The organism is Streptomyces niger (assembly GCF_000718305.1).
Classification (GTDB): domain Bacteria; phylum Actinomycetota; class Actinomycetes; order Streptomycetales; family Streptomycetaceae; genus Streptomyces; species Streptomyces niger.
Genome location: NZ_JOFQ01000003.1, coordinates 35,356 through 60,629, shown reverse-complemented (window position 1 = coordinate 60,629; position 25,274 = coordinate 35,356). Strand labels below are relative to the sequence as shown.

19 protein-coding genes are annotated in these 25,274 nt (G+C 72.9%); 8 read left to right on the top strand and 11 right to left on the bottom strand.

Annotated features, from left to right (window positions below; genetic code table 11):
- The first annotated feature begins 4 nt into the window (after positions 1-4).
- Together IF20_RS06875 and IF20_RS06870 are read left to right on the top strand one after the other, a co-directional pair.
- Positions 5-1,126: an N-acetylglucosamine kinase gene (locus tag IF20_RS06875; protein ID WP_052864114.1), complete on the top strand. Its 1,122-nt coding sequence runs from the start codon at positions 5-7 to the stop codon at positions 1,124-1,126.
- Positions 1,127-1,637: 511 nt separating this feature from the next.
- Entirely contained in the window at positions 1,638-2,546 is a 909-nt protein-coding gene (locus IF20_RS06870) for a sirohydrochlorin chelatase (RefSeq protein WP_199896516.1), read from the top strand.
- A 338-nt stretch (positions 2,547-2,884) separates the two neighbouring features.
- Here IF20_RS06870 and IF20_RS06865 read toward each other — a convergent pair whose 3' ends face one another.
- The 4 genes from IF20_RS06865 to aceE form a co-directional block, all read right to left on the bottom strand.
- Positions 2,885-3,676 carry a class I SAM-dependent methyltransferase gene (locus IF20_RS06865; RefSeq protein WP_052864112.1) on the bottom strand — a complete coding sequence of 264 codons (792 nt, stop codon included), beginning with the start codon at positions 3,674-3,676 and terminating at the stop codon, positions 2,885-2,887.
- Between the two features lie 232 nt (positions 3,677-3,908).
- Positions 3,909-4,973 carry a lactonase family protein gene (locus IF20_RS06860; RefSeq protein ID WP_052864111.1) on the bottom strand — a complete coding sequence of 355 codons (1,065 nt, stop codon included), beginning with the start codon at positions 4,971-4,973 and terminating at the stop codon, positions 3,909-3,911.
- A gap of 255 nt (positions 4,974-5,228) precedes the next feature.
- Complete coding sequence (locus tag IF20_RS06855) at positions 5,229-6,743, bottom strand: FUSC family protein (protein ID WP_052864110.1); 1,515 nt, start codon at positions 6,741-6,743, stop codon at positions 5,229-5,231.
- A 224-nt stretch (positions 6,744-6,967) separates the two neighbouring features.
- Positions 6,968-9,655, bottom strand: coding sequence for a pyruvate dehydrogenase (acetyl-transferring), homodimeric type (gene aceE / locus IF20_RS06850; RefSeq protein ID WP_110943904.1), 2,688 nt, complete (start codon positions 9,653-9,655; stop codon positions 6,968-6,970).
- A 426-nt stretch (positions 9,656-10,081) separates the two neighbouring features.
- Between aceE and IF20_RS40880 the strand changes: the two genes are divergently transcribed.
- From IF20_RS40880 to IF20_RS06840, 3 genes are all read left to right on the top strand, one after another.
- Complete coding sequence (locus IF20_RS40880; protein ID WP_361564463.1) at positions 10,082-10,171, top strand: putative leader peptide; 90 nt, start codon at positions 10,082-10,084, stop codon at positions 10,169-10,171.
- Between the two features lie 199 nt (positions 10,172-10,370).
- A complete protein-coding gene (locus IF20_RS06845; RefSeq protein ID WP_052864109.1) occupies positions 10,371-11,522 on the top strand; it encodes an LLM class flavin-dependent oxidoreductase in 1,152 nt (383 codons plus the stop codon).
- A complete protein-coding gene (locus IF20_RS06840; protein ID WP_110943903.1) occupies positions 11,519-12,931 on the top strand; it encodes an MFS transporter in 1,413 nt (470 codons plus the stop codon). Before IF20_RS06845 ends, IF20_RS06840 begins: the two co-directional genes overlap by 4 nt.
- Positions 12,932-12,949: 18 nt before the next feature.
- On the opposite strand, the gene IF20_RS39000 is transcribed toward IF20_RS06840, so the two are convergent.
- Positions 12,950-13,087: a hypothetical protein gene (locus IF20_RS39000; RefSeq protein ID WP_199896515.1), complete on the bottom strand. Its 138-nt coding sequence runs from the start codon at positions 13,085-13,087 to the stop codon at positions 12,950-12,952.
- A gap of 255 nt (positions 13,088-13,342) precedes the next feature.
- Between IF20_RS39000 and IF20_RS06835 the strand changes: the two genes are divergently transcribed.
- A complete protein-coding gene (locus tag IF20_RS06835) occupies positions 13,343-13,822 on the top strand; it encodes an Lrp/AsnC family transcriptional regulator (protein ID WP_052864108.1) in 480 nt (159 codons plus the stop codon).
- Between the two features lie 24 nt (positions 13,823-13,846).
- The gene (locus IF20_RS06830) at positions 13,847-14,545 is read left to right on the top strand and encodes an HAD family hydrolase (protein WP_052864107.1); all 699 of its coding nucleotides are present in this window, start codon (positions 13,847-13,849) and stop codon (positions 14,543-14,545) included.
- On the opposite strand, the gene IF20_RS06825 is transcribed toward IF20_RS06830, so the two are convergent.
- Entirely contained in the window at positions 14,493-16,145 is a 1,653-nt protein-coding gene (locus tag IF20_RS06825) for an AMP-binding protein (protein WP_052864106.1), read from the bottom strand. The genes IF20_RS06830 and IF20_RS06825 overlap by 53 nt on opposite strands.
- A 2-nt stretch (positions 16,146-16,147) precedes the next feature.
- A complete protein-coding gene (locus IF20_RS06820; RefSeq protein WP_110943902.1) occupies positions 16,148-16,894 on the bottom strand; it encodes a TetR/AcrR family transcriptional regulator in 747 nt (248 codons plus the stop codon).
- Positions 16,895-16,970: 76 nt separating this feature from the next.
- Between IF20_RS06820 and IF20_RS06815 the strand changes: the two genes are divergently transcribed.
- Positions 16,971-20,183, top strand: a complete 3,213-nt coding sequence (locus IF20_RS06815) for an acetyl-CoA carboxylase family protein (RefSeq protein ID WP_052864105.1) — start codon at positions 16,971-16,973, stop codon at positions 20,181-20,183.
- 11 nt (positions 20,184-20,194) lie between these two features.
- Here IF20_RS06815 and IF20_RS06810 read toward each other — a convergent pair whose 3' ends face one another.
- The 4 genes from IF20_RS06810 to IF20_RS06795 form a co-directional block, all read right to left on the bottom strand.
- Positions 20,195-21,352 (bottom strand): XdhC family protein, encoded by a 1,158-nt coding sequence (locus IF20_RS06810; protein WP_052864104.1) that lies wholly within the window; start codon positions 21,350-21,352, stop codon positions 20,195-20,197.
- Between the two features lie 98 nt (positions 21,353-21,450).
- Entirely contained in the window at positions 21,451-23,604 is a 2,154-nt protein-coding gene (locus IF20_RS06805) for a xanthine dehydrogenase family protein molybdopterin-binding subunit (RefSeq protein ID WP_052864103.1), read from the bottom strand.
- The gene (locus IF20_RS06800; protein ID WP_052864102.1) at positions 23,601-24,647 is read right to left on the bottom strand and encodes an FAD binding domain-containing protein; all 1,047 of its coding nucleotides are present in this window, start codon (positions 24,645-24,647) and stop codon (positions 23,601-23,603) included. The genes IF20_RS06805 and IF20_RS06800 overlap by 4 nt, the downstream gene beginning before the upstream one ends.
- Entirely contained in the window at positions 24,644-25,222 is a 579-nt protein-coding gene (locus tag IF20_RS06795; protein WP_052864101.1) for a 2Fe-2S iron-sulfur cluster-binding protein, read from the bottom strand. Before IF20_RS06795 ends, IF20_RS06800 begins: the two co-directional genes overlap by 4 nt.
- Positions 25,223-25,274 lie beyond the last annotated feature (52 nt).

Genomic DNA, 25,274 nt, shown 5'->3' with positions numbered 1-25,274 from the left:
GCCCATGGCTGTAGGTGCGCCCACGGCACCGGACCTGGTGCTCGGGGTCGACTCCGGCGGCTCGGGCCTCCGGATCGCGGTCGCCCGCGCGTACGGGGCCGGAGCCCCGGCCGACACCGCGCCGGTTGGCACCGCGCCGGTCGACATCCTGCCCGTAGCCGCCACGCCGATCGACGCCGCCCCGGCCGCCGGCACGCCGGTCGACGCCGTGCCGGCGCGGCGGCTGGGTGCGGTCGACTTCCGCGAGCCCGTACCTACGGGGCCCGCCGGCATCGACGCCGAGAACCTCCTCGGCCGGCTGCTCCCGGCGGCCGCCTCGTTGGTGCGCGCGGCGGGCGGCGACGGCCGATGCGCGGCGGTGTGCGTGGGCGCGGCCGGCATGGCCGCGCTCGGCGACGACCTGCGCGCGACGTTGCCGTCCGCGCTGGCCCGCGCGCTCGGCACGACCCGGCTGGCGCTCGCGGCCGACGCCGTCACCGCGTACGCGGGCGCCCTCGGCCAGCGCCCCGGCGCCGTGGTGGCGGCCGGTACGGGCATGATCGCGATGGGTACCGACCTCACCGCCGCGACCGGCTGGCGCCGCGCCGACGGCTGGGGCCACCTGCTGGGCGACTGCGGCAGCGGCGCCTGGATCGGCCGGGCCGGGCTGGAGGCGGCGATGCGCGCGCACGATGGTCGATCCGGTGGCTCGGCAGCGCTGCTGGCCCGCGCCGAGGCGGTGTTCGGGCCGGTCACCGACCTGCCCGGCAAGCTCTACCCGCGCTCCGACCGGCCCGCCGTGCTGGCGTCGTTCGCTCCCGAGGTCGCGCGTTGCGCCGCCGAGGACAAGTTCGCCGCCGCGATCCTCGACGAGGCCGCGCACCACATCGCCGACGCCGCGGCCGCGGTCTGCCCGCCGGCCACGGCACGCATCCAGCGGGAGGTCGCATACACCGGCGGCCTGTTCAAGATGGGCGAGCCGCTGCTGGAGCCGCTCCGGGCGGCGCTCGCGGTGCGGCTGCCCGGCGTACGCCTGGTCGCGGCGGCCGGCGACCCGCTGGACGGCGCGCTGCTCATCGCCTCGGCACTGGCCCGCGACGAGCTGCGGCTGCCCACCGATACACGCCTCCTCCACGTCACGAGCTGAGACCTCCGCCCGCTCCCCTCCCCACCCGCTCCCCCGTATCGCCCGCCTCGGCGACCGAGTGCTGCAAACGACCCGAGCGACCCGAGCAGCCCGAGCAGCCCGACCAGTCCGAGTGATTCGCAGTCGCACACACAAGCGCCGTCCCGGCCGGGCAGTCCTCCGCCACTCCCGAGCTCCGACTTTCGTCACTCCTGCCCCTCGGCTCTCGTCACTCCGCGAGCCTCCCGCTCCCCCATCAAGCCCTTTTCCACCTCCACTCCCTCTGCTCCCTTCGCCTCTCTCCGACCGATCCATCCCCTCGGGTCCCAGCGACCTCTCCACCCCCTGGGCCCCCTAAGCGGAATCTCCGACGCCCGTCTCCGCGGTACCGTTCGAACGAGAGGTCGGCGCAGATCACACGGCGTGTCGTGTGATGTTCACACGGAGACGCGCGGGACGAATCGGTACACAAACCACCCGACTGTGCCCTCCCTCGGCACAGGGTGCCGAAGACGCGTTAGCATGCGGCGCCATGAGTTCCCCCACTGGGCCCGCACCCGGCCTGCCTGTACGAATGCCGCGTCCGCGCCAGTCCGGACGCCACCGCCGCCCCGAGCCGGTCGCTGCGCCCGAGGGCGCGCCCGCGCTCGTCCTGGCCGTCCCCGGCGCCCCTACTGCCGCGTCGCGCAGCCTGGCGGAGGAGGTGTCCAGCATCGCCCGCTCCGAGCTGCCCGGCCTCGACGCACGCATCGGGTACGTCGACGGCGGCGATGAGGAGTTCCCGTCGCTGGAGGCCGTGCTCTCGCACGCCGCCGCCGAGCGCAAGGCTCGCATCGAGGCCGGTGCGACGGACCTCAAGGACAGCCCGGCCGCCGTGGTCGTGCCGCTGCTCGCGGGGCCCGACAACGCCCTGCTGCGCCGCATACGCCAGGCGATCATGAACAGCGGCTCCGCAGCCGAGCTCACCGATGTGCTCGGGCCGCATCCGCTGCTTGCCGAGGCGCTGCACGTACGGCTGTCCGAGGCCGGCCTGGCGCGCGCCGACCGGGCCCGGCTCTTCACGGTCGCAACGGCCGCGGACGGCATCATCCTCGCCACCGTCGGCGGCGAGGAAGCGGTGCAGGCCGCCGGCATCACCGGCATGCTGCTCTCCGCGCGCCTCGCGGTCCCGGTGCTGGCCGCCGCGCTGGACGAGGACGGTGCGATCTCGCGCACGGCCGAGCAGCTGCGGAACTCCGGTTCGCAGCAGCTGGCGCTGGCGCCGTACCTGATCGGCCCGGAGATCGCCGACGGCCTGCTGGGGGCGGCCGCGGCCGAGGCCGGCTGCGCCTCCGCCGAGGCGCTGGGTGCGTACATGGCGGTGGGCCGTCTGGTCCTGTCCAACTACGCGGCCTCGCTGGGCATCACGCTGCAGTCGGCGCAGGGAGCCCCGACCCGCTGATCCTTTGCCGGCCGCTCCCTTCCCCGCGGCCGGCGTTCCGCTCCAGTGGCTGAGCTCCAGTGGCTGAACCCTTCGACGGGCCGCCCCGCACCATGCGGTGGCGGCCCGTCGCCGTACGCGGGCGAACCCGGGCGAACCCGGGCACAGCCACCGCCCCGAGACAGCCCCCGGCACCGGCAAGCCCCGGCACCGGCAGGCCGTTCGGCGCCGACCACCCCGCGCACGGTGAGCCGCTCCCCCCACGCACGGGGAGCAGCCGGTCAGCCCCACGTACGGTGAGCGGCCGATCATCCCCACGCACGGGGAGCAGCCGGTCAGCTCCTCGCACGCCGAGCCGGTCAGCCGCTCGTGCGGCCCAGCAGCACTCTGACCCGTACTTCCTCCGCATACGGTCCTTCCGGCAGGGCCTCGCGCAGTCCGGTCGCGAAATGCGGGCGCTCCTCGGGGCCCGGCAGCCGGTCCGCAGGTACGGCGGACAGCACACCGCCGAGCAGCTCCTCGAAGGTCAGCTCGGCGCGGTAGCGGTGGTCGAGCTCGCGGACGCCGTCGTAGCCCGCCGCGTGCAGCGCCCGGGCGTAGTCGGACCGTTCGTCGTCGGCCGTACCGCAGGTGGCCTCCAATGCCGTGCCGAAGTGTCTCTCCAGGTGGTCCCGGAGCGCGTCCGACCAGTGGGTCTCCTGCTGCCACAGCGGCACCCCGTTGGCGATCACCGCGATACCGCCGCCGGGCCGCAGCAAGGGGCGCAGCTCGCGGAAGAGCCGGTCGTGGTCCATCCAGTGCAGCGCCTGGCCGATGACGGTCATGGCCAGCGAGCCCCGGCCGAGCAGTGTGCCGAGCGCCGCGACGTCGGTGTCCGCGCCGAGCACCCACGTGGCGTTCTGCACCCCCGCCTCGTCGGCGGCGCGGCGGGCCAGCCGCAGCATGTCCGGTTCGGGGTCCATGCCGAGCACGGCGCCGACCCGCGCGGCGAGTGGTACGGCCAACGCTCCGGTGCCGCAGCCGAGGTCGAGTGCGGTGTCGCCGGCGGTCAGGCCGAACGTCTCTTGCAGGGCGTCCAGGAGCTCCGGGCGGTAGCCGCGCCGGAAGCGGGCGTAGTTCTCCGCGACTTCACCACTGAATCCGACGGTCATACGGCCAGCCTGCCCGGAAACGGGCCGCCGCGCCCGGCATTCGGACGATCTCGTCGCCGAACGTCCGCTATCGGCCGAACACGCCCAACGGGCTGAACCAGAGCGGCTGATGTCGGCCCGGGTGGCGCGTTCCCGATTGCCCCTGCCCGACGGGCCGACCCCGCCCACGGACCTGCCTCCACCCCACGGACCTGCCCCTGCACGACGGGCCGCCCCCGTCCGGCCCGCGGCCTCACCGTGCGAAGACCACGCACGAAGCCGACGGGACCGGAAGCGAACCGCCGCGCTCCGGGATGCCCGTGTCCGTGTCGATCGTGAACCAGGTGACGTCCCCGGAGCGCTCGTTGGCGGCGTAGAGGTACCGCCCCTCGGGGTGCAGCGCCAGGTCACGAGGCCAGTCGCCGCCGCACGGCACGGTCGTCACCAGTCGCGGCGCCGCCCCGTCCCCCTCCAGCGCCAGTACGGCGATGCTGTCGTCCCCTCGGTTGGCGGCCCAGCCGAACCGTCCGTCCGCCGAGACCACGATCTCGGACGGCAGCGTCGGCGTCACGCCGCCCTCGGGCAGTACGGGCGTCTCCCCCAGCGGGGTCAGCAGCCCCTGTACGGCATCCCACCGGCAGGTGGTCACCGTCGGGTCCAGCTCGTTGATGACGTACGCGAGGTCGCCGCGCGGGTGGAAGCGGAGGTGGCGGGGGCCGCTGCCGGCGCGCAGCGCGATCTCGCGCCGCATGACCAGTTCGCCGCTCCCCGGGTCGATGTCGCACACGCGGACGGAGTCGGTCCCGAGGTCCACGCTGAGCACCCAGCGCCCCGAGGGGTCGGCCACCACGGCGTGCGCGTGCGGGCCGGTCTGCCGGTCGGGGTTCGGCCCGCTGCCGTGGTGTGCGAGGACGCCGCCGGGGCCTGGCGCGGTGGGCGCGCCGTCGCCCCGTAGCGGCAGCGCGCTCACGCTGCCGGAGCGGTAGTTGGCGGTGAGCAGGTGCCCGGCGTGCGGGGTGAGGTGGGTGGGTGCCGAGCCGTGGACGGGCGCCGGCGGCGCGAGCAGTGCGGGCCGCTCCCCCGTGAGCGAGAAGGCCGCCGCCGCGCCGTCGGGGATCTCGCTTACCGCGTACAGCAGCCGGCTGTCGGCCGACACCGCGAGGTAGGAGGGGTTGGTCACCGCGTCCGTGCGGTCCAGTTCCTTGAGCGCGCCGCTGCCCGGATCGAACTCGGCGGTGACGACGCCGGCCCCGCCGGCCGTCGACCCGATGTACGCCCGCCATCCGGAAACGTGCCGGTCGGCACCGTTCACACTCATACCCCGTCCTACCCCGCTTCTCGTTCGTACGCCCCGTATCGGTCGGTCACCGACGCTAACAGGGCAGGCGACGCCCCGCCGGAGATCACCGACATGAGGCAACCCCGGGCCGCGGTAGCCGCCCCACCGGGCCGCAGCAGCCCCTGGCCAGGCTGGCCAGGGGCTGCTGCGGCCTCAGCGCCCGACCGGACGCTTCAGGTCCCCAACCGGACTCTCCAGGTCCCCGACCGAACGCTCAAGGTCCCGTCCCGACGCTCAAGCCCCGATCAGTGGCCTGCGGCCAGGGGTCCGGAGCGGGTCCGCGAGTTCGGTGAGGGCCCGTTCCAGGCCGTGCAGGTGGGCGAGGGCCGGTTCCGTCGCGTGGGGGCGCGGCGCAGCCGCCACCGCGTACCGCTCCGCGCGAGCGGCCTGGCCCGGCGCGGTGAGCGCTTCCACCGCGGCCTCCACGCGCCGGCAGGCGGCGGCGAGGCGGTCGTCGTGGGAGGCCTCGGGGTCGGCGGCGACGGCGGCCAGCCCGCGCACCTCGCGGGCGCAGTCGTCGAGCAGGGCGAGGACGCGGCGGGCCCGGCCCTTGCGGGCCCGTACCGGGCTCAGCGGGTGGACCAGCGGGGCGAGGGAGGCCCGTACCTTGCCGAGCAGCAGCTCCAGGTCGGCGACGCGGGCCGAGGGATCGGCGGTGCCGGAACCGGCGAGCCGTGCGGCGGCCTCTGCGGTGCAGGCGTGTACGCAGCGCAGGGTGCGCTGGATCCAGGCGTCCGTCGTGGCGTGCGTGGTGACGGGCAGCACGAGCAGGACCGCCAGTACCGCGCCGAGCGCTCCGACCCCCGTCTCCGCGACCCGCAGTACGAGCAGGCCCGTGTTCAGCACCCCGAGGAGTCCGTACAACAGCCCGGCCATCACCGTGACCGCCAGCATCATCCAGGTGTACGACACGGCGGCCGAGTAGAAGATGCCGAAGACGCAGACGGCGACGAGCGCGGCGGTGGGCGCCGACGCGCCGTGCAGCGGTACGGCGACGCCCAGCCCGACGGCGATCCCGAGCACCGTGCCGAGCACTCGCCGGAAGCTGCGGACCAGTGTCTCGCCGCTCGATGCCGAGTTCACGAAGACCCACCAGGTGGCTCCGACGGCCCAGTACCAGCGTTCCTGCGACAGCACCTGGCCCGCGGCGAGCGCGAAGGCGCCGCCGGCCATCGCCTGGAGCGCCTGCCGCGTGGTGGCCCGGGCGAGCCCGGTGCCGGCGGCCAGGGGTGGTACGGCGGCGGGCGGCGGCAGCCGGCGCTCGTAGCACCACAGCCCGAACCGCACGGTCGCGGCGGCCAGCAGGGACAGCAGCACCGCTCCGTACAGCTCGGGCAGCTGGCCGGCCACGGTGTGCAGGAACTGCGACGCGAAGTACATCATGAAGGCGAAGACGCCGAGCGAGTGGCCGCGCGGCCCCCATCGGCGGGCGTACACCCCGGCGCCGACCACGGCGAGGAAGGCCGCGTCCCTCGTCATCGGGTGGTCGTGCAGCACGGCGGCGAGGGCGAGTACGGGGAAGCCGACCGTCGGGAGCAGCGCGGTGGTCACCGCTTGGCCGCGGACGGTGGGGTCCAGGACCGTGAAGAGGGCCAGCAGGGCCGCGAGGCCGCCGGTGATCGCCGCGGCCAGCGAGTGGCCGGTCAGCACGCACAGGGCCACCGCCGACCCGATGCCGAGCACCGCCCGCAACGCGCTGCGCAACCGCAGTCGTCCCGGATCCGGAGCCACGAACATCCTCTTGAGCACAGATCCCCGCCCCTTCTGCGTTCCGCCGACACGTCCGCGCGCGTCAGCGCCGCGTGGACGTCGTGTCAGGCCATGAAAAAGGCGCCGCGGAATCCGCAGCGCCATCGACATGACCATCAGAACACCCGAGGGCATACTGGCTCAACAGACCTCGGAATCGCTGGGCCAATGGCCCACCGGCACGTTCCCTGTCGGGTTCGGGGGCGTGCCAATGGACCACCGGGTCAGCCGCCCAGCCCGTAGCGGGCGGCGGCCCGTCGTACGGCCGCCGGCTCGACCTCACCGCGGCGGGCCAGCGTGGCCAGCACCTTCACGGTGATCGACGGGGCGTCCACGCCGAAGTACCGGCGGACGTTGTCCCGGCTGTCGGAGAGGCCGAAACCGTCGGTGCCGAGGGAGACCCACTCCTGCTCGACCCAGGGAGCGATCTGGTCGGGCACGGCCCGCATCCAGTCGCTCACCGCGACCACCGGGCCGGGTGCGCCCGCCAGCGCGCGGGTCACGTACGGAATCCGGTCGCCGCCGCGCAGTCGCGCCGCATCGCACTGCAGGGCGTCCCGGCGCAGCTCGGTCCAGGAGGGCGCCGACCACACGTCGGCGGCCACGCCCCAGTCCTCGGCCAGCAGTTTCTGGGCATCGAGTGCCCAGTGGACGGCCGTACCGGAGGCCAGCAGCTGGAGCTTCGGCGCGTCGGACGGGACGTCGAACGGTGTCTCCGCGGCTTCCTTGTACCGGTAGAGACCGCGCACGATGCCCTGCTCGTCCAGGCCTTCGGGCATGGGCGGCTGGACCTTGGTCTCGTTGTAGACCGTCAGGTAGTAGAAGACGTCCTCGCCGGCGGGGAATTCGGCCGTCGCGCCGTACATGCGGCGGAGGCCTTCCTTGACGATCACCGCGACCTCGTAGGCGAACGCGGGGTCGTAGGAGACGGCGGCCGGGTTGGTGGAGGCGATGAGGTGGCTGTGACCGTCGGCATGCTGGAGGCCCTCACCGGTCATCGTCGTACGGCCGGCGGTCGCGCCGACGATGAAACCGCGGCCGAGCTGGTCGCCGAGCGCCCAGAACTGGTCAGCGGTCCGCTGCCACCCGAACATCGAGTAGAAGATGTAGAACGGGATCATCGGCTCGCCGTGCGTCGCGTACGAGGTCGCGGCCGCGGTCAGCGAGGCGAGCGAACCGGCCTCAGTGATCCCCTCGTTCAATATCTGACCGTTCTTGGCTTCCCTGTAGTACAGGAGCTGATCGCGGTCGACCGGGTCGTAGGTCTGGCCGAGCGGTGAGTAGATCCCGGCGGATGGGAAGAGGGACTCCATGCCGAAGGTGCGGGCCTCGTCGGGCACGACCGGCACCCAGCGCTTGCCGGTCTCCTTGTCCCGCATCAGGTCCTTGACCAGGCGGACGAACGCCATGGTCGTGGCGATCTCCTGCGTGCCCGAGCCCTTCTTCAGCGCGTCGAACGCCTTCTCCGACGGCGCCGGAAGCGGTTTCGGGGTGACCTTGCGGGCCGGGGCCGGGCCGCCCAGCGCGGCGCGCCGTTCCTTCAGGTACGCGACCTCGGCGGAGTCCGCGCCCGGGTGGGCGTACGGCACCAGCTCGTCAGTCAGCGCACTGTCGGGGATCGGTAGTTCCAGCAGGTCGCGCATGGCGCGGAACTCCTTGCCCGACAGCTTCTTCATCTGGTGGTTGGCGTTGCGGGACTCGAAGCCGGGGCCGAGCGTCCAGCCCTTGACGGTCTGCACCAGGATGACGGTCGGCGCGCCCTTGTGCTCGACGGCGGCCTTGTACGCGGCGTAGACCTTGCGCGGCTCGTGGCCGGCGCGCGAGGTGCCGACGATCTCCGCCAGCCGGGCGTCGGTGAGCTGCTCCCCCAGCCGGGCCAGCTCCGGCCGCTCGCCGAGGAAGTGCTCGCGGATGTACGCGCCGTCGCGGGCGGCGAAGGTCTGGAACTGACCGTCGGGAATGCTGCCCAGATGGCGTACGAGTGCGCCGTCCGCATCCTGGCCGAGCAGGTCGTCCCAGGCCTGGCCCCACAGCGACTTGACGACGTGCCAGCCGGCGGCCCGGAACTGCCGCTCCAGCTCCTGCACGATCTTGAAGTTGCCGCGGACGGGGCCGTCCAGGCGCTGGAGGTTGCAGTTGATGACGAAGGTGAGGTTGTCCAGGCCCTCGCGGGCCGCCAGGGCGAGCGCCGCGGTGGACTCCGGCTCGTCCATCTCGCCGTCGCCGAGGAAGGCCCAGACGTGCGACCGGGAGGTGTCCTTGATGCCGCGGTGGTGCAGGTAGCGGTTGAAGCGTGCCTGATAGATCGCCGAGAGCGGGCCCAGCCCCATCGACACGGTCGGGAACTCCCACAGCCAGGGCAGCCGCCGCGGGTGCGGGTAGGACGGCAGGCCCTCGCCGCCGGCTTCCTGCCGGAAGCGGTCCAACTGGGCTTCGGTCAGCCGCCCTTCGAGGAAGGCGCGGGCGTAGACGCCCGGCGACGCGTGCCCCTGGATGTACAGCTGGTCGCCGCTGCCTTCCCGGCTCTCCTTCCCGCGGAAGAAATGCTGGTATCCGATCTCGTTCAGCCAGGCCGCCGACGCGAAGGTGGCCATGTGGCCGCCGAGGCCGCCGCGCTGGTTGCCGCGGGTGACCATCGCCGCCGCGTTCCAGCGGTTCCAGGCGGTGATCCGGGCCTCCATCGCCTCGTCACCCGGGAACTCCGGCTCGGCCGCGGTCGGAATGGTGTTGATGTACGGCGTCTCCAGGAGCGGAGGGAGGCCGACCCCGGTCCGTTCGGCGTGCTCCGCGACGCGACGCAGCAGGTAGGCGGTGCGGTGCGGGCCACCGGCGCGGGCGGCTCCGTCCAGCGATGTGCGCCATTCGGCGACCTCGGACGGGTCGCTGTCGGGCAGTTGGTCGAGCTGGGACACGGTGATCCCCTTTCGCGTTCCTGGGTGAGGAACCGGAGGTGCCGCGCGCTTCTGCGGCACCTCCGGTGGTCGGGGCGGACGATCGGCGGTACGGGTGGGCCGGCCGTGGACGGGCGAGCTCAACTGACGTCGCCACACGTCGAATTCCGAAGTTCGGAACAATCTTTCCGTTCAATAGAACGTAGAGATTCGAGATCGTCGGGGCAACCATTACTCGCGAGTAATGATCGATGATCGATCACAACGTTGCGCCCCGAACGCCGGCGGACGAGGTGCGGGACGCGGTGGCCCGGGCGCCGGGTACCGGCGGCTGACCGGCGGCTGACCGGCGGCTGACCGGCGGCTCGCGCAGCCGTAACCGTCACCGTCTCGCCTGCTGAAACACTTGTCTCATCGGCTTGAACCGGGCGGGGTGCCCGACGCAGAATGCCAGGCATGACTGCTGCTGCCGACCTCCTCGTGGGACGCCTCCACGTCGATCTGTGTCGCCAGTCCAGCGCCAACTGTCGCGTCTGACGCGCTTTCCGGCCGCGGACCCCTGGCGCACCGGGGCCGTGCTGCCGCGCTTCTCCCTCATTTCCCGCACTTAGGGCGGCGCTCGGTCGCCGCTCCCCCGCGGCGCCTCGCCATGCCCTCCGCGGCACCCCGTCACGCACCCCGCCGGGCCACTGCACCCTGCCGAGGGCGTGACCCGCCGCCCTTCCCCGGAGTCCTCATGTCTGCTCTGACGTTCCACTGGTTCCTGCCCACGACCGGTGACAGCCGGCACATCGTCGGCGGCGGCCACGGTTCCCTCCCCGGCACCGCCGGCGGAGACCGCCCCGCCTCGATCGAATACCTCGGCCAGATCGCCCGGTCCGCCGAGCAGCTCGGCTTCGTAGGGGCGTTGACGCCGACAGGCGCGTGGTGCGAGGACGCCTGGCTGACGACGGCGATGCTCACCCAGGTCACCGAGCGGCTGAAGTTCCTGGTCGCGTTCCGGCCCGGCCAGATCAGCCCGACCCTGTCGGCGCAGATGGCCGCGACATACCAGCGCCAGTCGCACGGCCGGCTGCTGCTGAACGTGGTGACCGGCGGCGAGTCGGCCGAGCAGCGCGCGTACGGCGACTTCCTCGACAAGGACCAGCGGTACGCGCGCACCGGCGAGTTCCTGGACATCGTGCGGCGGTTGTGGGACGGGGAGACGGTCGACCACCAGGGCGAGCATCTGCGGGTGGAGGGCGCGAAGCTGAACCGGCTGCCCGACCCGGTGCCGCAGGTCTACTTCGGCGGCTCCTCGCCCGCGGCCGGCGAAGTGGCCGCGCGGTACACCGATGTGTACCTGACCTGGGGCGAGCCGCCGCAGCAGGTGAAGCAGAAGATCGACTGGGTGCGCTCGCTGGCCGCCGCGCAGGGCCGCGAGGTGCGGTTCGGCATCCGGCTGCACACCATCAGCCGGGACACCTCGGAGCAGGCGTGGGCCGAGGCGGAGCGGCTGCTGAAGGGCATGGACCCCGAGCGCATCAAGGCGGTGCAGCAGGGGCTGGCGACGAGCGAGTCCGAGGGGCAGCGCCGGATGCGGGAGCTGCACGGCAGCGGGTCCACCGACAAGCTGGAGGTCTACCCGAACCTGTGGGCCGGCGTCGGCCTGGTCCGCGGCGGCGCCGGCACGGCGCTGGTGGGCAGCCACGCCGAGGTCGCGAACCTCATCGAGGAGTACGCGCGGCTCGGCATCGAGGAGTTCGTGCTCTCCGGGGTGCCGCACCTGGAGGAGGCGTACTGGTTCGGCGAGGGCGTGCTGCCGCTGTTGGAGCAGCGCGGGCTGTGGCAGCACCCGGCCGGTCCGCGTACCACCGAGGCGGGCATCGTCCCGTTCGCCGGCCGGTGAGCGGCGGGTCCGCGCCCTCGCAGGCGCCACCGCGACCGCACGAGAAGCAGGCGGCGGCACCGGCCGCGCGGCTGCGGACCGTGGTGCTCGCCAGCCTGCTGGGCACCACCGTCGAGTGGTACGACTTCTTCCTGTACGCCACGGCCGCCGGGCTGGTCTTCGACAAGCTGTTCTTCCCGGTGGCGAACGGCACGGTCGGCACGATGCTGTCGTTCGCGACGTTCGCCGTCGGGTTCGTCGCCCGTCCGGTGGGCGGCCTGCTCTTCGGGCACATCGGCGACCGCATCGGCCGCAAGCGCACCCTCGCCTTCACCATGGGCCTGATGGGCGTCTCCACCTCGCTCATCGGCCTGCTACCCACGTATCAGCAGGTCGGCGTCCTCGCCCCCGCGCTGCTGCTGGTCCTGCGGGTCGCGCAGGGCGTGGCGCTGGGGGGCGAGTGGGCCGGGGCCGTGCTGCTGGCCGTCGAGTACGGGCCCGAGGGGCGCAAGGGCCGGTTCGGCAGCTATCCGCAGATCGGGCTGGCGCTCGGCCTGGCGTTGGGCACCGGAGTCTTCGCGCTGCTCAACAACGTGCTCAGCGATGCCGCGTTCCTCGGGTACGGCTGGCGGGTGGCCTTCCTGATCAGTCTGGTGCTGGTCGGGGTCGGGCTGGCCGTCCGGTTGAAGATCGACGAGACGCCGGCGTTCCGCGCGGTGCGCAGGCTCCAGGAACTGCCGCGCTCGGCGCCGCTGGTGGAGGTGGTGCGCGAGAAGGCCGCCCGCCGGCACGTGGTGCTCGGCATGCTGGCGCGGTGGGGCGAGGGCGCCGCCTTCAACACCTGGGGCGTCTTCGCGATCACCTACGCGACGGGGACGCTGGCGCTGGACCGTACGGCCGTGCTGCTCGCGGTGACGGCCGCGGCTCTGGTGATGGCCGTACTGATCCCGGTCTCCGGCGCCGCGGTCGACCGGCTGGGTGCGCGCCGCGTCTACCTCGTCGGCATGGGCGCCTTCGCCGTCTCGGTGTTCCCGGCGTTCTGGCTCTTCGGTACGGGCGGGCCGTGGGCCTTCGCGGTGGCGCTCCTGGTCACCCTCGGCCTGGTGCACGCCTCGTTCTACGGAGCCCAGGGCACGCTGTTCGCCGCCCTGTTCGCCACCCCGGTGCGGTACACGGGCATGTCGTTCGTCTACCAGATGTCCGGCATCTTCGCGTCCGGCATCACCCCGTTGATCATGACGGCGTTGCTGGCCCTGGGCTCGGGCACTCCGTGGTACGCCTGCGGCTATCTTGCGCTGACGGGTCTGGTCAGCATGTGGGCGACACGTCGGCTGCGCGAATCGGAGCTGCACATCCCGACCGGGCGGGCGCTCGCCGCCGGTCAGCACGGTGCGGTCCCGGACGACCGGCACACACAGGTCATGGCGTGACCTGCGGTGCCGGTCGTCTCATGCGGCTGCCGTGGCGGCGTCCGCCCGGTACCTGCGTATGTAGGCGGTGCAGAGTTCCATGACGACCTTGGTGATGATCACCTCGGCGATGGCGAGGCCGGCCTTCGCCAGCACCGCGCAGAGCAAGTCGCCCACCGAGATCACACTCCTGTTCGATTGTATGCGCGCGGCTCCCCGAACGGACCGCGTCGACCGCTCCTCCACTCATGCCCTGCACAGGTGACGGAAGGGTGACTTACGGCGAACATGCGGTGATGCTCCGATGAACTGACGTTCGGTCGATCGGTGGCCCCGGAGCCCCGCCGTCGCATGCCGGCACGGCACACCGCAGACTGGAGACCGGCGGCCGACCGGCCCGCACCCGAACCGCCCGTAAGGAGCCCGCCCCCCATGGCCGTGGACGCACTCGACGCCCGGATCCTCCGGCTGCTGCTCGAACAGCCGCGGACGAGCGTGCGCGAGTACGCGCGCATCCTCGGCGTCGCACGCGGCACGGTGCAGGCGCGCCTGGACCGGCTGGAGCGGGACGAGGTGATCACCGCGTACGGGCCGCGGCTGTCCCCCGCGGCGCTCGGCCACCCGGTCACCGCCTTCGCGCACATCGAGGTCACCCAGGGCCACCTGGAAGAGGTCGCAGCCCTGCTGGCCGAGGTACCGCAGATCATCGAGGCGTTCTCGACCACGGGCGGCGGCGACCTGCTGGCCAAGGTGGTGGCGCGGGACGCGGCCCATCTGGAGGACGTGATCCAACGGCTGATCAACATGCCGGGTGTGGTGCGGACCCGCACGGAGGTGGCGCTCCGCGAGCGCGTGCCGCACCGGCTGCTGCCGCTGGTCGAGGACGTGGGCGGGGCCGCGGCACCGCGCTGACCGCGGGCTTGGCATGCTGGGGGCATGAGCACCGACCCCTCCCGCACCCCCGTCGTCTTCGACCTCGACGGCACCCTCGTCGACAGCGAACCCAACTACTACGAGGCCGGGCGCCGGCTGCTGGCCCGGTACGGGGTCACCGACTTCACCTGGGAGCACCACACCCGGTTCATCGGCATCGGGACGCGCGAGACGCTGGAGATCCTGAAGAAGGAGTACGGGATCGAGGCGCCCGTCACGGAGCTGCTGGCCGGGAAGAACGAGATCTACCTGGAGCTGGCCGGGGCGCACACCGAGGTCTTCGCGGAGATGCGGGCGTTCGTGGAGCAGCTGCACGCGGCCGGGCACCCGCTCGCGGTGGCGTCCGGTTCGTCGCGGGCCGCGATCGACGCGGTGCTGAAGGGCACGGACCTGGACGCCTGGCTTTCCACGCGGGTGTCGGCCGAGGAGGTGGGGCGCGGCAAGCCCGAGCCCGATGTCTTCCTGGAGGCGGCCCTGCGGCTGGGCGTGGCACCGGAGAGCTGCGTCGTGCTGGAGGACGCCGCGCCCGGGGCCGAGGCCGCGCGCCGCGCCGGGATGCGCTGCATCGCGATCCCGTACGTGCCGGAGACCGCGGGAGACCCGGCGTTCGAGGGCGCCGGGCTCCTCTTCAAGGGCGGTCAGCGGGAGTTCACGGCGCAGGCCGCGTACGCCTGGCTCGCGCGGACAGCTCCGTCTTCCTGATCTTGCCGGTGGCGGTGAGCGGCAGCTCGTCCGTCAGCTCGATGGCGGGGAGTTTGTAGGCGGCCATCGAGGCGCCCGCCCACTCCCCCAGCGCCTCAGCGGTCAGCGTGCTGCCGGGAACGGTGCGCACGTACGCGTAAGGGCGCTGGCCGCGCCGCTCGTCCGGTACGGCCACGACAGCGGCGGCCACCACGTCCGGATGGCGCCCGAGCAGGGTCTCCACCTCCGTCGGGAAGACGCTCATGCCGTTCACCTTGATCATGTCCTTGTCGCGGCCGAGGTAGCTCAGGCACCCCTCGTCATCGATGGAGCCGATGTCGCCGGTGTGCAGCCAGCCCTCGCGCAGGGCGGCCGCGGTGGCCTCGGGCGCGCGCCAGTAGCGCGTCAGCACGGACGGGCCGCGTACGACGATCTCGCCGCGTTCGCCGAGCGGCAGCGGCTCGCCGGTCGCGAAGTCCACGACCATGATGTCCGTGCCGGGCACCGGCAGCCCGCAGAAGGTGGGCTCGCCGAGCAGGTCGTGGTCGCCGTCCTGGAAGCCGAGGGTGGAGGTGTCGCTGGTGTGCGTCTCGGTCATGCCGTACGAGGCCTCGCGCAGCACGCTGTGGTTCCCGACCGCGCGGCGCCAGCGGTCGCGTACCTCGGGGGTGAGCTTGCGGATGAAGGAGACGGTGAGCGGCGCGGTGAAGGCGGACAGGTCGCGCTCGGCGAGGTCCGGGCGGTCCAGCAGTTCGAGGTAGTTCTCGACCGTGCCGGCCATCGTGGTGACGCGGTACCGCTCCAGCCCGTCCAGGACGGCGGCCGGGTCCCAGCGCGGGAGCAGCACGCTCGTGCCGCCGGAGACGAGCGGCGCCAGGATGCCGAGGTTCTCCCCGGCGATCCAGAAGACGGGCAGGTAGCAGAGGGAGACGATGCCTTCGGGCGCCGGCTCGGTGGCGCGCCCCGAGTCGATGGCGGTGGCCGTGTAGACCATGTGCCGCTGAGTGTGCTCGCAACCCTTGGGCATGCCCGTGGTGCCGCCGGTGTAGTTGAGTGCGGCGAGCGCGTCCGGGTCGTCGGCGATGGTGCCGTGCGGGGCGTGCGCGAGGGCCTGCTGCCATGCGTCGGTGTCGGCGAGCAGGACCTCGCGGACCGCGGTGTCCGGACGTACCTCCTTGACGGCCGCGGCCAGTTCGGTACGGGAGATGACCAGGCAGGCGCCGGAGTCGGCCAGCTCGTGACGGAGTTCGGCGGCCTTGAACATGGGGTTGACCGGTACGTGGACCGCGCCCAGACGCAGCACGGCGAGCATCGCGATCAGGAACTGCGGGCAATTGGGCAGGTGGACGCCGACCCGGTCGCCGGGCCGTACGCCGCGTGCGGCCAGCCACCCCGCCAGTCGGTCGGCGGCCCCGTCCAGCTCGCGGTAGGTCGTCTCGCGGCCGTCGAAGACGAGGGCGGTGCGGTCGGGGTCCGTGACCGCCCAGTGGTGCACGTGGCCGGGCACGGTCCGCTCGTCGGCCCGCGACCGGATGACGCCCGGCTGCCGGCCGCTGCGGGCCCGGTCCTGTCGGGCACGGAGATCGGTCAGGTAGTGCTCGATACGCGTCACGCGGCTCACTGCTACTCCTCCGGTATCGCCTGGTGTCCCTCGTCCATCGCCTGGTGTTCCTCGTCGTGCGGCGGTGCGGTGCCCTGCTGCGGCGCCGGCACCCGGACGCCGAGCAGATGCAGGTACATGGCGGTGACATCCCGCACCGCGGACTCGTACGCGTCCGGGTCCTCGGCGACCACCCGCGCGAACTGGACGCTCATCCCGCCCACCGCACGAGCGACCGCCAGCGGGTCGGTCACGGGCGCCAGCGCACCCGCCTCGGTCAGCCGGCGGATGTAGCGCGCGGTACGGCGGGTGGGCCGCTCGCTGATCTCCCGCCACAGCTCGTACAGCTCCGCGTCCCCCTGCGCCTGCTGCTCGATCAGCCGGAGCAGCGGCAGGTGGTCGGCGTACGCGGCGATGAAGGCGGCGGTGGAGTCGTGCGCGACGGCCCGGACGTCCTCCGGGTCGGTGTCCGGCACCTCCTGAGCGGCGAGGAAGGCGTCCCGCACCCGCACGGCCAGCACCCGGAAGATCTCTTCCTTCGACGCGAAGTAGACGTAGAAGCCCGCCCGGGACAGTTCGGCCTCGGCGGCGATGTCGGCGATGGTGGCGGGACCGTAGCCGCGACGCGCGAAGACCGCCTCGGCGGCGTCCAGCAACCGGTGCCGTACGGGCGTGTCACTGCGATCACGTGCCGTGCGGGTCGCCCAGGGGCGGTGCCCGCGGGCTGCTGCCTGCCGGGACGCGGGTGCGGACTGCTCTCTGCCTGCCACGCCTCGACCCTATTGACGTTGACGCCAATGTCAATGACCATGACAGCCGCCGTCTCAGCGTGGAGGTGCTCGCCCAATGGGGTCAGCCGTGCTCATCGCCAATCGCGGGGAGATCGCCGTCCGGGTGGCGCGCGCCGCCGCCGCGGCAGGACTGCGCAGCGTCGCGGTGTACGCCGAGGACGACGCGGCGGCCCCGCACGTCCGGCTCGCCGACGAGGCACACCCACTACCCGACTCCGGCCCCGCCGCCTACCTCGACGCGGCGGCCCTCCTGTCCATCGCGCGAGACACCAACTGCGCCTACCTCCACCCCGGTTACGGATTCCTCAGCGAGAACGCCGACTTCGCGCGGGCCTGCGCCGAGGCGGGCACGGTCTTCGTCGGCCCCTCCCCCGACGTGCTCGGCCTCTTCGGCGACAAGGCGCGTGCCCGCGCCCTCGCCCGGTCCCTCGACGTACCGGTACTGCCGGGCACCACCGGCCCCACCACCCTCGACGAAGCCCGCGCGTTCCTGGCCGAAGGCCCGGGCGCCGGCGGCCCGGTGATGGTCAAGGCGCTCGGCGGGGGCGGCGGCCGGGGCATGCGCGTGGCACACGACGCCGCCGAGCTCACCGAGGCCTGGGAGCGCTGCCGCTCGGAGGCGGAACAGGGCTTCGGCCGCGGCGAGTTGTACGTCGAGCGACTGCTGACGGGCGCCCGCCACATCGAGATCCAGGTCATCGGCGATGCCACCGGCGCGGTCACCCACGTCTGGGAACGGGACTGCTCGGCCCAGCGCCGCCACCAGAAACTCATCGAGATCGCCCCCGCCCCCGCCCTGCCCACACCGATCCGCGACCAACTCCTGCAGTGCGCGCTCCGCATGGCCCGCAAGGTGGGCTACGTGGGCGTCGGCACCTTCGAATTCCTCGTACACGGCACCGAGTACCACTTTCTCGAAGCCAACCCACGCCTCCAGGTCGAACACACCGTCACCGAGGAGGTGACGGGCATCGACCTGGTCGACGCACAACTGCGGCTGGCGGCCGGCGCCACGCTCGCGGACCTGGGCCTGGCCGGCGGCCCGCCCGCACCGCGCGGCTTCGCCGTACAGGCCCGCGTGAACGCCGAGGTCACCACACGGGACGGCACGGTACGCGGCTCCGCCGGCACCCTCACCCGCTTCGAGGTACCGACCGGCCCCGGCGTCCGCGTGGACACCGGCGCATGCGGCGGCCTGACCGTCGGCGCACGCTATGACCCTCTACTGGCGAAGGTCATCACCCGCGTCCCGGTACCGGACTTCACCGCGGTCTGCGAACGCGCCCGGCAGGCCCTGGCCGAATTCACCGTGGAGGGTGTCCGCACCGGCATACCGCTGCTGCGCGCCGTCCTCGCCCACCCCGCTTTCACGGCCGGCGCCACGCACACCACATGGGTGACCGACCACCTCACCGAACTGCTCACCGAGGACACCGACGAGCCGCCGCTCGCCGGCACCACCGACGAGGAAGGGACCATCGCCGCCCCCATGGCCGGCACGGTCGTCACCGTGGACGTGACGCCGGGCGAGACCGTCCCCGCAGGCCATCAGCTCCTCGTCCTCGAAGCGATGAAGATGGAGCACGTGGTGACGGCCCCGACCGCCGGCATCGTGCGCTCCGTAGGGGCCACGGTCGGTGACACGGTCCCTGAGGGCCACCCGCTGGTGGCCTGGGAGCCGGCCACGGGCGATGAGACCGGCGATGCGCAAACCACCGAAACCGACCCGGACGCCATCCGCCCCGACCTCGCCGAGGCCCTGGCCCGGCACGCGATCGGCCTGGACGCGCAACGCCCGGAGGCGGTGGCGAAGCGGCACGCGCTCGGCCGCCGCACAGCACGCGAGAACATCGCCGACCTGTGCGACGAAGGCAGCTTCACGGAGTTCGGCGCACTGGCCATAGCGGCGCAGCGCAGGCGCCGCTCGCTCGACGACCTGATCGCCGCCACCCCCGCCGACGGCATGGTCACCGGCACCGGCACGGTCGACGGCGCGCCGTGCGTGGCGATGTCGTACGACTACACCGTGCTGGCCGGCACGCAGGGCCACAACAACCACCGCAAGACCGACCGGCTGCTGGGCGTGGCCGAGCAACGCCGCCTCCCCGTCGTGCTGTTCGCGGAGGGCGGCGGCGGCCGCCCCGGCGACACCGACACCTCCTCCATCGCCGGCCTCGATATCATGACCTTCCACCAGATGGGCCGGCTGAGCGGCCTCGTCCCCCTCGTCGGCATCGCATCGGGCCGCTGCTTCGCGGGCAACGCCGCCCTCCTGGGCTGCTGCGACGTGGTCATCGCCACCCCCGAAGCATCGATCGGCATGGGTGGCCCGGCAATGATCGAAGGCGGCGGACTCGGCTCCTACGCCCCCGAAGAAGTCGGCCCGCTCTCCGTCCAGGTGCCCAACGGCGTCGTCGACATCCCGGTCGCGGACGAGGCCGAAGCGGTCGACACCGCCAAGCGCTACCTCTCCTACTTCCGCGGCACCACCGAGAACTGGGCGGCGCCCGACCCGCGCCTCCTCCGCCACGCCATCCCCGAGAACCGCCGCCGCGCCTACCCCGTCCACCAGGTCATCAACGGCCTGGCCGACACCGACTCGGTCCTGGAACTCCGTTCCGGCTTCGGCACCGGCATCGTCACCGCACTCGTCCGCATCGCCGGCCGCCCCGTCGGGCTCCTCGCCAACAATCCGCAACACCTCGGCGGCGCCATCGACCGCGACGCCGCCGACAAGGCCGCCCGCTTCCTCCAACTCTGCGACGCCTTCGGCCTACCGGTCCTCGCCCTGTGCGACACCCCCGGCTTCATGGTCGGCCCCGACGCCGAACGAGACGCCACCGTACGGCACTTCTCCCGCCTCTTCGTCACCGGCGCCAACCTCCGCGTCCCCGTCGTCTCCCTCATCCTCCGCAAGGCCTACGGCCTCGGCGCGATGGCCATGATGGGCGGCTCGACCCGCGCCCCCCTCGCCACCGCCGCCTGGCCGACCGGCGAACTCGGCGGCATGGGCCTGGAAGGCGCCGTACGCCTCGGCTACCGCAAGGAACTCGAAGCCATCCCCGACCCCACCGAACGCCAACGCGCCTTCGAAGCCCGCGTCGCCGAACTCTACGACCACGGCAAGGCGGTGAACGCCGCAGCCGCCCTGGAAATAGACGCCGTCATCGACCCGGCAACCTCCCGCGACTGGATCACATCAACACTGACGGCCTACCGACCGGAAGAACTACCGGTTCGGGGACGGGGGTTCGTGGATACGTGGTGAGCGGCACCGGATCAAGCTGCCGAATCCCTGCCGAGGCCGCCTTGTGTGAGGGCGGTGGGGTCGCGGTGGATCGGCGTCCGCGCCTCCGTCAGTGGTGCCCCCGTCCCCCCGTAGCGTGTGGCGATTATTTCGGCTGCTATGGAGAGGGCTGTTTCTTCGGGGGTGCGGGCGCCCAGGTCGAGGCCTATGGGGGAACGGAGGCGGGCCAGTTGCCGGTCGGTGACGCCGGCCTCGCGGAGGCGGCGGTTGCGGTCGTCGTGGGTGCGGCGGGAGCCCATCGCGCCGATGAAGGCGGCGGGCAGGCGCAGGGCCTCGGTCAGCAGGGGGACGTCGAACTTGGCGTCGTGGGTGAGGACGCAGATGACAGTGCGGTTGTCGGTGCCGGTGCGGCGGAGGTAGCGGTGCGGCCAGTCGACCTCGACGACGTCGGCCTCGGGGAAGCGGGCGCGGGTGGCGAAGACGGGGCGGGCGTCGCACACGGTGACGTGGTAGCCGAGGAACTTGCCCGTACGGACGAGCGCCGCGGCGAAGTCGATGGCGCCGAAGACGATCATCCGGGCCGGTGGCACGCTGGATTCGGCGAAGAGGGTCAGGTCCGTGTCGCAGTGCGTGCCGTCCGCTGCGGCGGTGAAGGCGCCGGTGCGGCCCGTGGCCAGCATGGCGCGGGTGTCGGCCGCCGCCACCGCGTCCAGCTCCGGCGGGCCGCCGAGGCTGCCCTCGTACGAGCCGTCGGCGTGGACGAGGAGTGCCCGGCCGAGCAGGGGGGCGGGGCCCTCGGCCACGCGGACGACCGCGGCCGTCTCGCCGCGCGCCGCGGCCGAGAGCGCCGCCGCGAGGACCGGCCTGGCGGGGGCGTCCGAGCGCACCGGTGTGACCAGTACCTCGATGACTCCCCCGCAGGTCAGGCCGACGGCGAAGGCGTCCTCGTCGCTGTAGCCGAAGCGCTCGCGCACCGTCGTGCCGTCCTGGAGGGCCTGGGTGCACAGGTCGTACACCGCGCCCTCCACGCAGCCGCCCGAGACCGAGCCGATGGCCGTGCCCTCGCTGTCCACGGCGAGGGCTGCCCCGGGATCGCGTGGCGCGCTGCCACCGACGGCCACGACGGTGGCGACGGCGAAGTCGCGGCCCTGCTCGACCCATCGGTGCAGTTCGTCGGCGATGTCCAGCATGTTGTCGGTCTCCTTAGCGAGCGGGCCGATCGGAGGGTGGGGCGAGGGTGGCGGGGCCGGATACCCGTGGGTCCCGGCTGCCCGCCACCCGTTCGCACTCAGCCGGCCACGTCGGACGTGACCGCGTCCGTGGCGGATCCCGTGCCGGTTCCCGCCACGATCACCCGGTCCGGGCGGATCGGGAGGTGGCGGTGGCGTACGCCGGTCGCGTGCCAGACCGCGTTGGCGATGGCCGCCGCGGCGCCCACGATGCCGATCTCGCCGACGCCCTTGATGCCGACCGGGTCGTCCGGGTCCTCGTCGTCCACCCAGTCCGCCTCGATCACCGGTACGTCGGCGTTGGCGGCGAAGTGGTAACCGGCGAGGTCGGGGCTGACGTGGCCGCCCGAGGCCGCGTCCCGGACCGCTTCCTCGTGCAGCGCCATGGACAGGCCCCAGATCATGCCGCCGACCAGCTGGCTGCGGGCCGTCAGCGGGTTGATGATGCGGCCCGCGGCGAAGATGCCGAGCATCCGGCGTACGCGTACTTCGCCGGTGGCGACGTCCACCGCGACCTCGGCGAACTGCGCGCCGAAGGAGTGCCGTTCCTTCTTGGCCAGCGCGCCGACGGCCTCGGTGGTGTCGGACCGTACCGTGATGCCCTCCGGCGGCACCGTGCCGCCCAGCGCCAGCCGCTCGCGCAGCTCGTCGGCGGCGACGGTGACGGCCCAGCCCCAGGAGCGGGTGCCCATGGAGCCGCCGGCGATCCCCGCCGGGCCGAAGTCGCTGTCCGCGATGCGGGTGCGGACGCGGCCCGGGGAGACCCGCAGCGCGTCGGCGGCGATCTGGGTGATCGCGGTGCGTGCGCCGGTGCCGATGTCCGCCGCGTTGATGCGCACGGTGAAGGTGCCGTCCGCCTCCGCCGTCACGGACGCCGTGGAGGGCAGGGCGTTGGACGGGAACGCGGCCGCGGCCATGCCCGTGCCGAGCAGCCAGCGCCCGTCCCGCCGGACGCCGGGCCGCGGGTCGCGGTCCGCCCAGCCGAACCGGCGGGCGCCCTCCTCGAAGCAGGAGAGCACGTTGCGGCTGCTGAACGGCAGCCCGGAGAGCGGGCCGACGTCCGGCTCGTTGCGGACGCGGAGTGCGATCGGGTCGATGCCGGCCTGCTCGGCGAGCTCGTCGAGCGCGCACTCCATCGCGAAGGAGCCCGGTGCCTCGCCCGGCGCGCGCATGAACGTCGGCGTCGGCACGTCGAGCCGTACGACGCGGTTGACGGTGTGGTGGGCGTCCGCGTCGTACATCACCCGGCCGACCGTGGCGCTCGGCTCGACGAACTCGTGCACGGTCGAGGTGAGGTTCTGCGACTCGTGCGCGAAGGCGCGCAGCCGTCCGTCGGGATCCGCGCCGAGCCGGACCCGCTGTGCCGTGGGGCTGCGGTAGCCGGTCAGCGAGAACATCTGACGGCGGGTCAGGACGACGCGCACCGGGCGGTGGATGGCGGTCGTGGCCATCACAGCACACACCTGGTGGACCCGGACGCCCTTGGACCCGAAGCCGCCGCCGACGTGTTCGGACCGTACCCGCACCGAGGACGGGTCGAGGGAGAAGAGGTTGGCGAGTTCGCCCGCCACCCACATGGTGCTCTGGTTGGAGTCGACGACTTCGAGCCGGCCGTCCTCCCACCGGGCCATCGCCGCGTGCGGCTCCAGCATGGTGTGGTGCTCTTCCGGCGTGGTGTACTCCGCGTCCACGACGAACTCCGACGCGGCCAGCTCGGCCTCGACGTCGCCCTTCTGCGCGGCCGAGCCGTCCGGCGTGTACGTACCGGGCCGGCCGGCGGCGAACACCACGTCGTGCGGTTCCTCCTCGTACCGCACCACCAGCGCCTCGGCGGCCTCCCTGGCCTGCTCGGAGGTCTCGGCGACGACCAGCGCCACCGGCCATCCCAGGTACGGCACGCGGTCGTTCTGGAAGACGGCGATGGTGGGGTCGGGCCGGCCGAGGAGTCCGGTGTAGTCGGTGTCGACGCGGGGCGCGTTGCCGTGGTGCAGGACCTTGAGCACGCCCGGCATGGCCAGGACGGCGTCCTCCTCGATGGCGCTGATGCGGCCGCGGGCGATGGTGGACAGGACCAGCCAGCCGTGCGCCATTTCGGCGAAGGGGATCTCGCCCGCGTAACGGGCCGCGCCGGTGACCTTGGCGAGGCCCTCCACGCGGGTGTGCGCGGTGCCGACGGCGCCCGTCACCGCGGGTGTTCCGGTCGCAGTGGTCATCGGGTGGCCCCCTCGGACGGGTCGGTCGGGTCGGTCGGATCGGTCGACGCGCTCGGTTCGGTCGACTCGGTCAGCTCGGTCAGGACGGATACGACGAGGTTGCGTATCAGCGTCACCTTGTACGCGTTGTCGGGCAGCGGCTCGGCGGCCGCCAGCTCGGCGTCCGCCGCGGCGGCGAACGCCTCTGCGGTCGCGGGCCCGCCGCACAGCGCCGCCTCGGCCTCCCGTGCCCGCCAGGGCCGGGACGCCACCGCGCCGAAGGCCAGCCGGACGTCGTGCACAAGACCGTTGCGTACGTCGAGCGCGGCAGCGAGGGAACCGATCGCGAAGGCGTACGACGCGCGCTCGCGCACCTTGCGGTACCGCGAGACGGCGGCGACCGGGGTGGGCGGGAGCGTGACGCCGGTGATCAGCGCGCCGGGCGGCAGCGCGGTCTCCAGATGCGGGGTGTCCCCCACCGGGAGGTAGAAGTCCGCGATCGGCAACTCCCCCGGCCCGTCGGCCGTTTCGTAGGAGACGACCGCGTCGAAGGCGCTGAGCGCCACCCCCATGTCGGAGGGGTGGGTGGCCACGCAGTGCGCGCTGGCGCCGAGGATCGCGTGGTTGTGGTGCTCACCTTCGATGGCGGGGCAGCCACTGCCCGGGCTGCGCTTGTTGCACGGCTTGGCCACGTCGGCGAAGTAGCCGCAGCGGGTGCGCTGGAGGAGGTTACCGCCCACCGTCGCCATGTTGCGCAGCTGGCCGGAGGCGCCGGCGAGTACGGCCTGCGCCAGCGCGGGGTACCGGCGCCGCACCTCGGGGTGGGCGGCGAGGTCGCTGTTGGTGACCGTGGCACCGATACGGATCCCGCCCGACTCGGTCACCTCGATGTCGTTGAGCGGCAGTTCACGTACGTCGATCAGTCCGGCCGGGCGCTCCACACCGGTCTTCATCAGGTCGACGAGGTTGGTGCCGCCGCCGAGGTAGCGCGCGTCGGGGTCGGCGCCGAGCAGCGCGACCGCGCCGGGGACGTCGAAGGCCCGCTGGTATCCGAACTCCTTCATATCGCCGCCTCCGTACCGGTCCGGGCGTCGTCGGCCGCGGTCTCGGCCTCGGCCTCGGCGGCCCGCGCGACCGCCTGGACGATGGACACGTACGCACCGCAGCGGCACAGGTTGCCGCTCATCCGCTCCCGGATCTCGTCGGCCGTGAGGGGCGGCGGCCCCGCTTCGGGCCGTACGTCGTCGGTCACGGCGCTCGGCCAGCCCGCCGCGTGCTCCTGGATCACGCCGAGCGCGGAGCAGATCTGCCCCGGGGTGCAGTAGCCGCACTGGTAACCGTCGAGGTCGAGGAAGGCCTGCTGTACCGGGTGCAGCTCGTCCCCGTCGGCCACGCCCTCGATGGTGGTGATCTCCCGCCCCTCGGCGGCCACCGCGAGCTGCAGGCAGGAGACGGCCCGGCGGCCGTCGAGCAGGACCGTACAGGCGCCGCACTGGCCCTGGTCACAGCCCTTCTTGGTGCCTGTCAGGTCGAGCCGCTCGCGCAGTGCGTCGAGCAGGGTGGTGCGGTGATCGACGGGCAGCGTGTACTTCTCTCCGTTGATGTTCAAGGTGATGGCGCTGGACGTCGATGGGGGCATCGGCAGCCTTCTTTCGCGAATGAGGAGGTACGAGACGGACCGGCGAAGGGTG

Coding starts and splice junctions, on each gene's coding strand:
- IF20_RS06875 (WP_052864114.1), top strand. CDS start 5: ATGGCTGTAGGTGCGCCCACGGCACCGGACCTGGTGCTCGGGGTCGAC.
- IF20_RS06870 (WP_199896516.1), top strand. CDS start 1,638: ATGAGTTCCCCCACTGGGCCCGCACCCGGCCTGCCTGTACGAATGCCG.
- IF20_RS06865 (WP_052864112.1), bottom strand. CDS start 3,676: ATGACCGTCGGATTCAGTGGTGAAGTCGCGGAGAACTACGCCCGCTTC.
- IF20_RS06860 (WP_052864111.1), bottom strand. CDS start 4,973: ATGAGTGTGAACGGTGCCGACCGGCACGTTTCCGGATGGCGGGCGTAC.
- IF20_RS40880 (WP_361564463.1), top strand. CDS start 10,082: ATGCCAGGCATGACTGCTGCTGCCGACCTCCTCGTGGGACGCCTCCAC.
- IF20_RS06845 (WP_052864109.1), top strand. CDS start 10,371: ATGTCTGCTCTGACGTTCCACTGGTTCCTGCCCACGACCGGTGACAGC.
- IF20_RS06835 (WP_052864108.1), top strand. CDS start 13,343: ATGGCCGTGGACGCACTCGACGCCCGGATCCTCCGGCTGCTGCTCGAA.
- IF20_RS06830 (WP_052864107.1), top strand. CDS start 13,847: ATGAGCACCGACCCCTCCCGCACCCCCGTCGTCTTCGACCTCGACGGC.
- IF20_RS06815 (WP_052864105.1), top strand. CDS start 16,971: ATGGGGTCAGCCGTGCTCATCGCCAATCGCGGGGAGATCGCCGTCCGG.
- IF20_RS06810 (WP_052864104.1), bottom strand. CDS start 21,352: ATGCTGGACATCGCCGACGAACTGCACCGATGGGTCGAGCAGGGCCGC.
- IF20_RS06805 (WP_052864103.1), bottom strand. CDS start 23,604: ATGACCACTGCGACCGGAACACCCGCGGTGACGGGCGCCGTCGGCACC.
- IF20_RS06800 (WP_052864102.1), bottom strand. CDS start 24,647: ATGAAGGAGTTCGGATACCAGCGGGCCTTCGACGTCCCCGGCGCGGTC.
- IF20_RS06795 (WP_052864101.1), bottom strand. CDS start 25,222: ATGCCCCCATCGACGTCCAGCGCCATCACCTTGAACATCAACGGAGAG.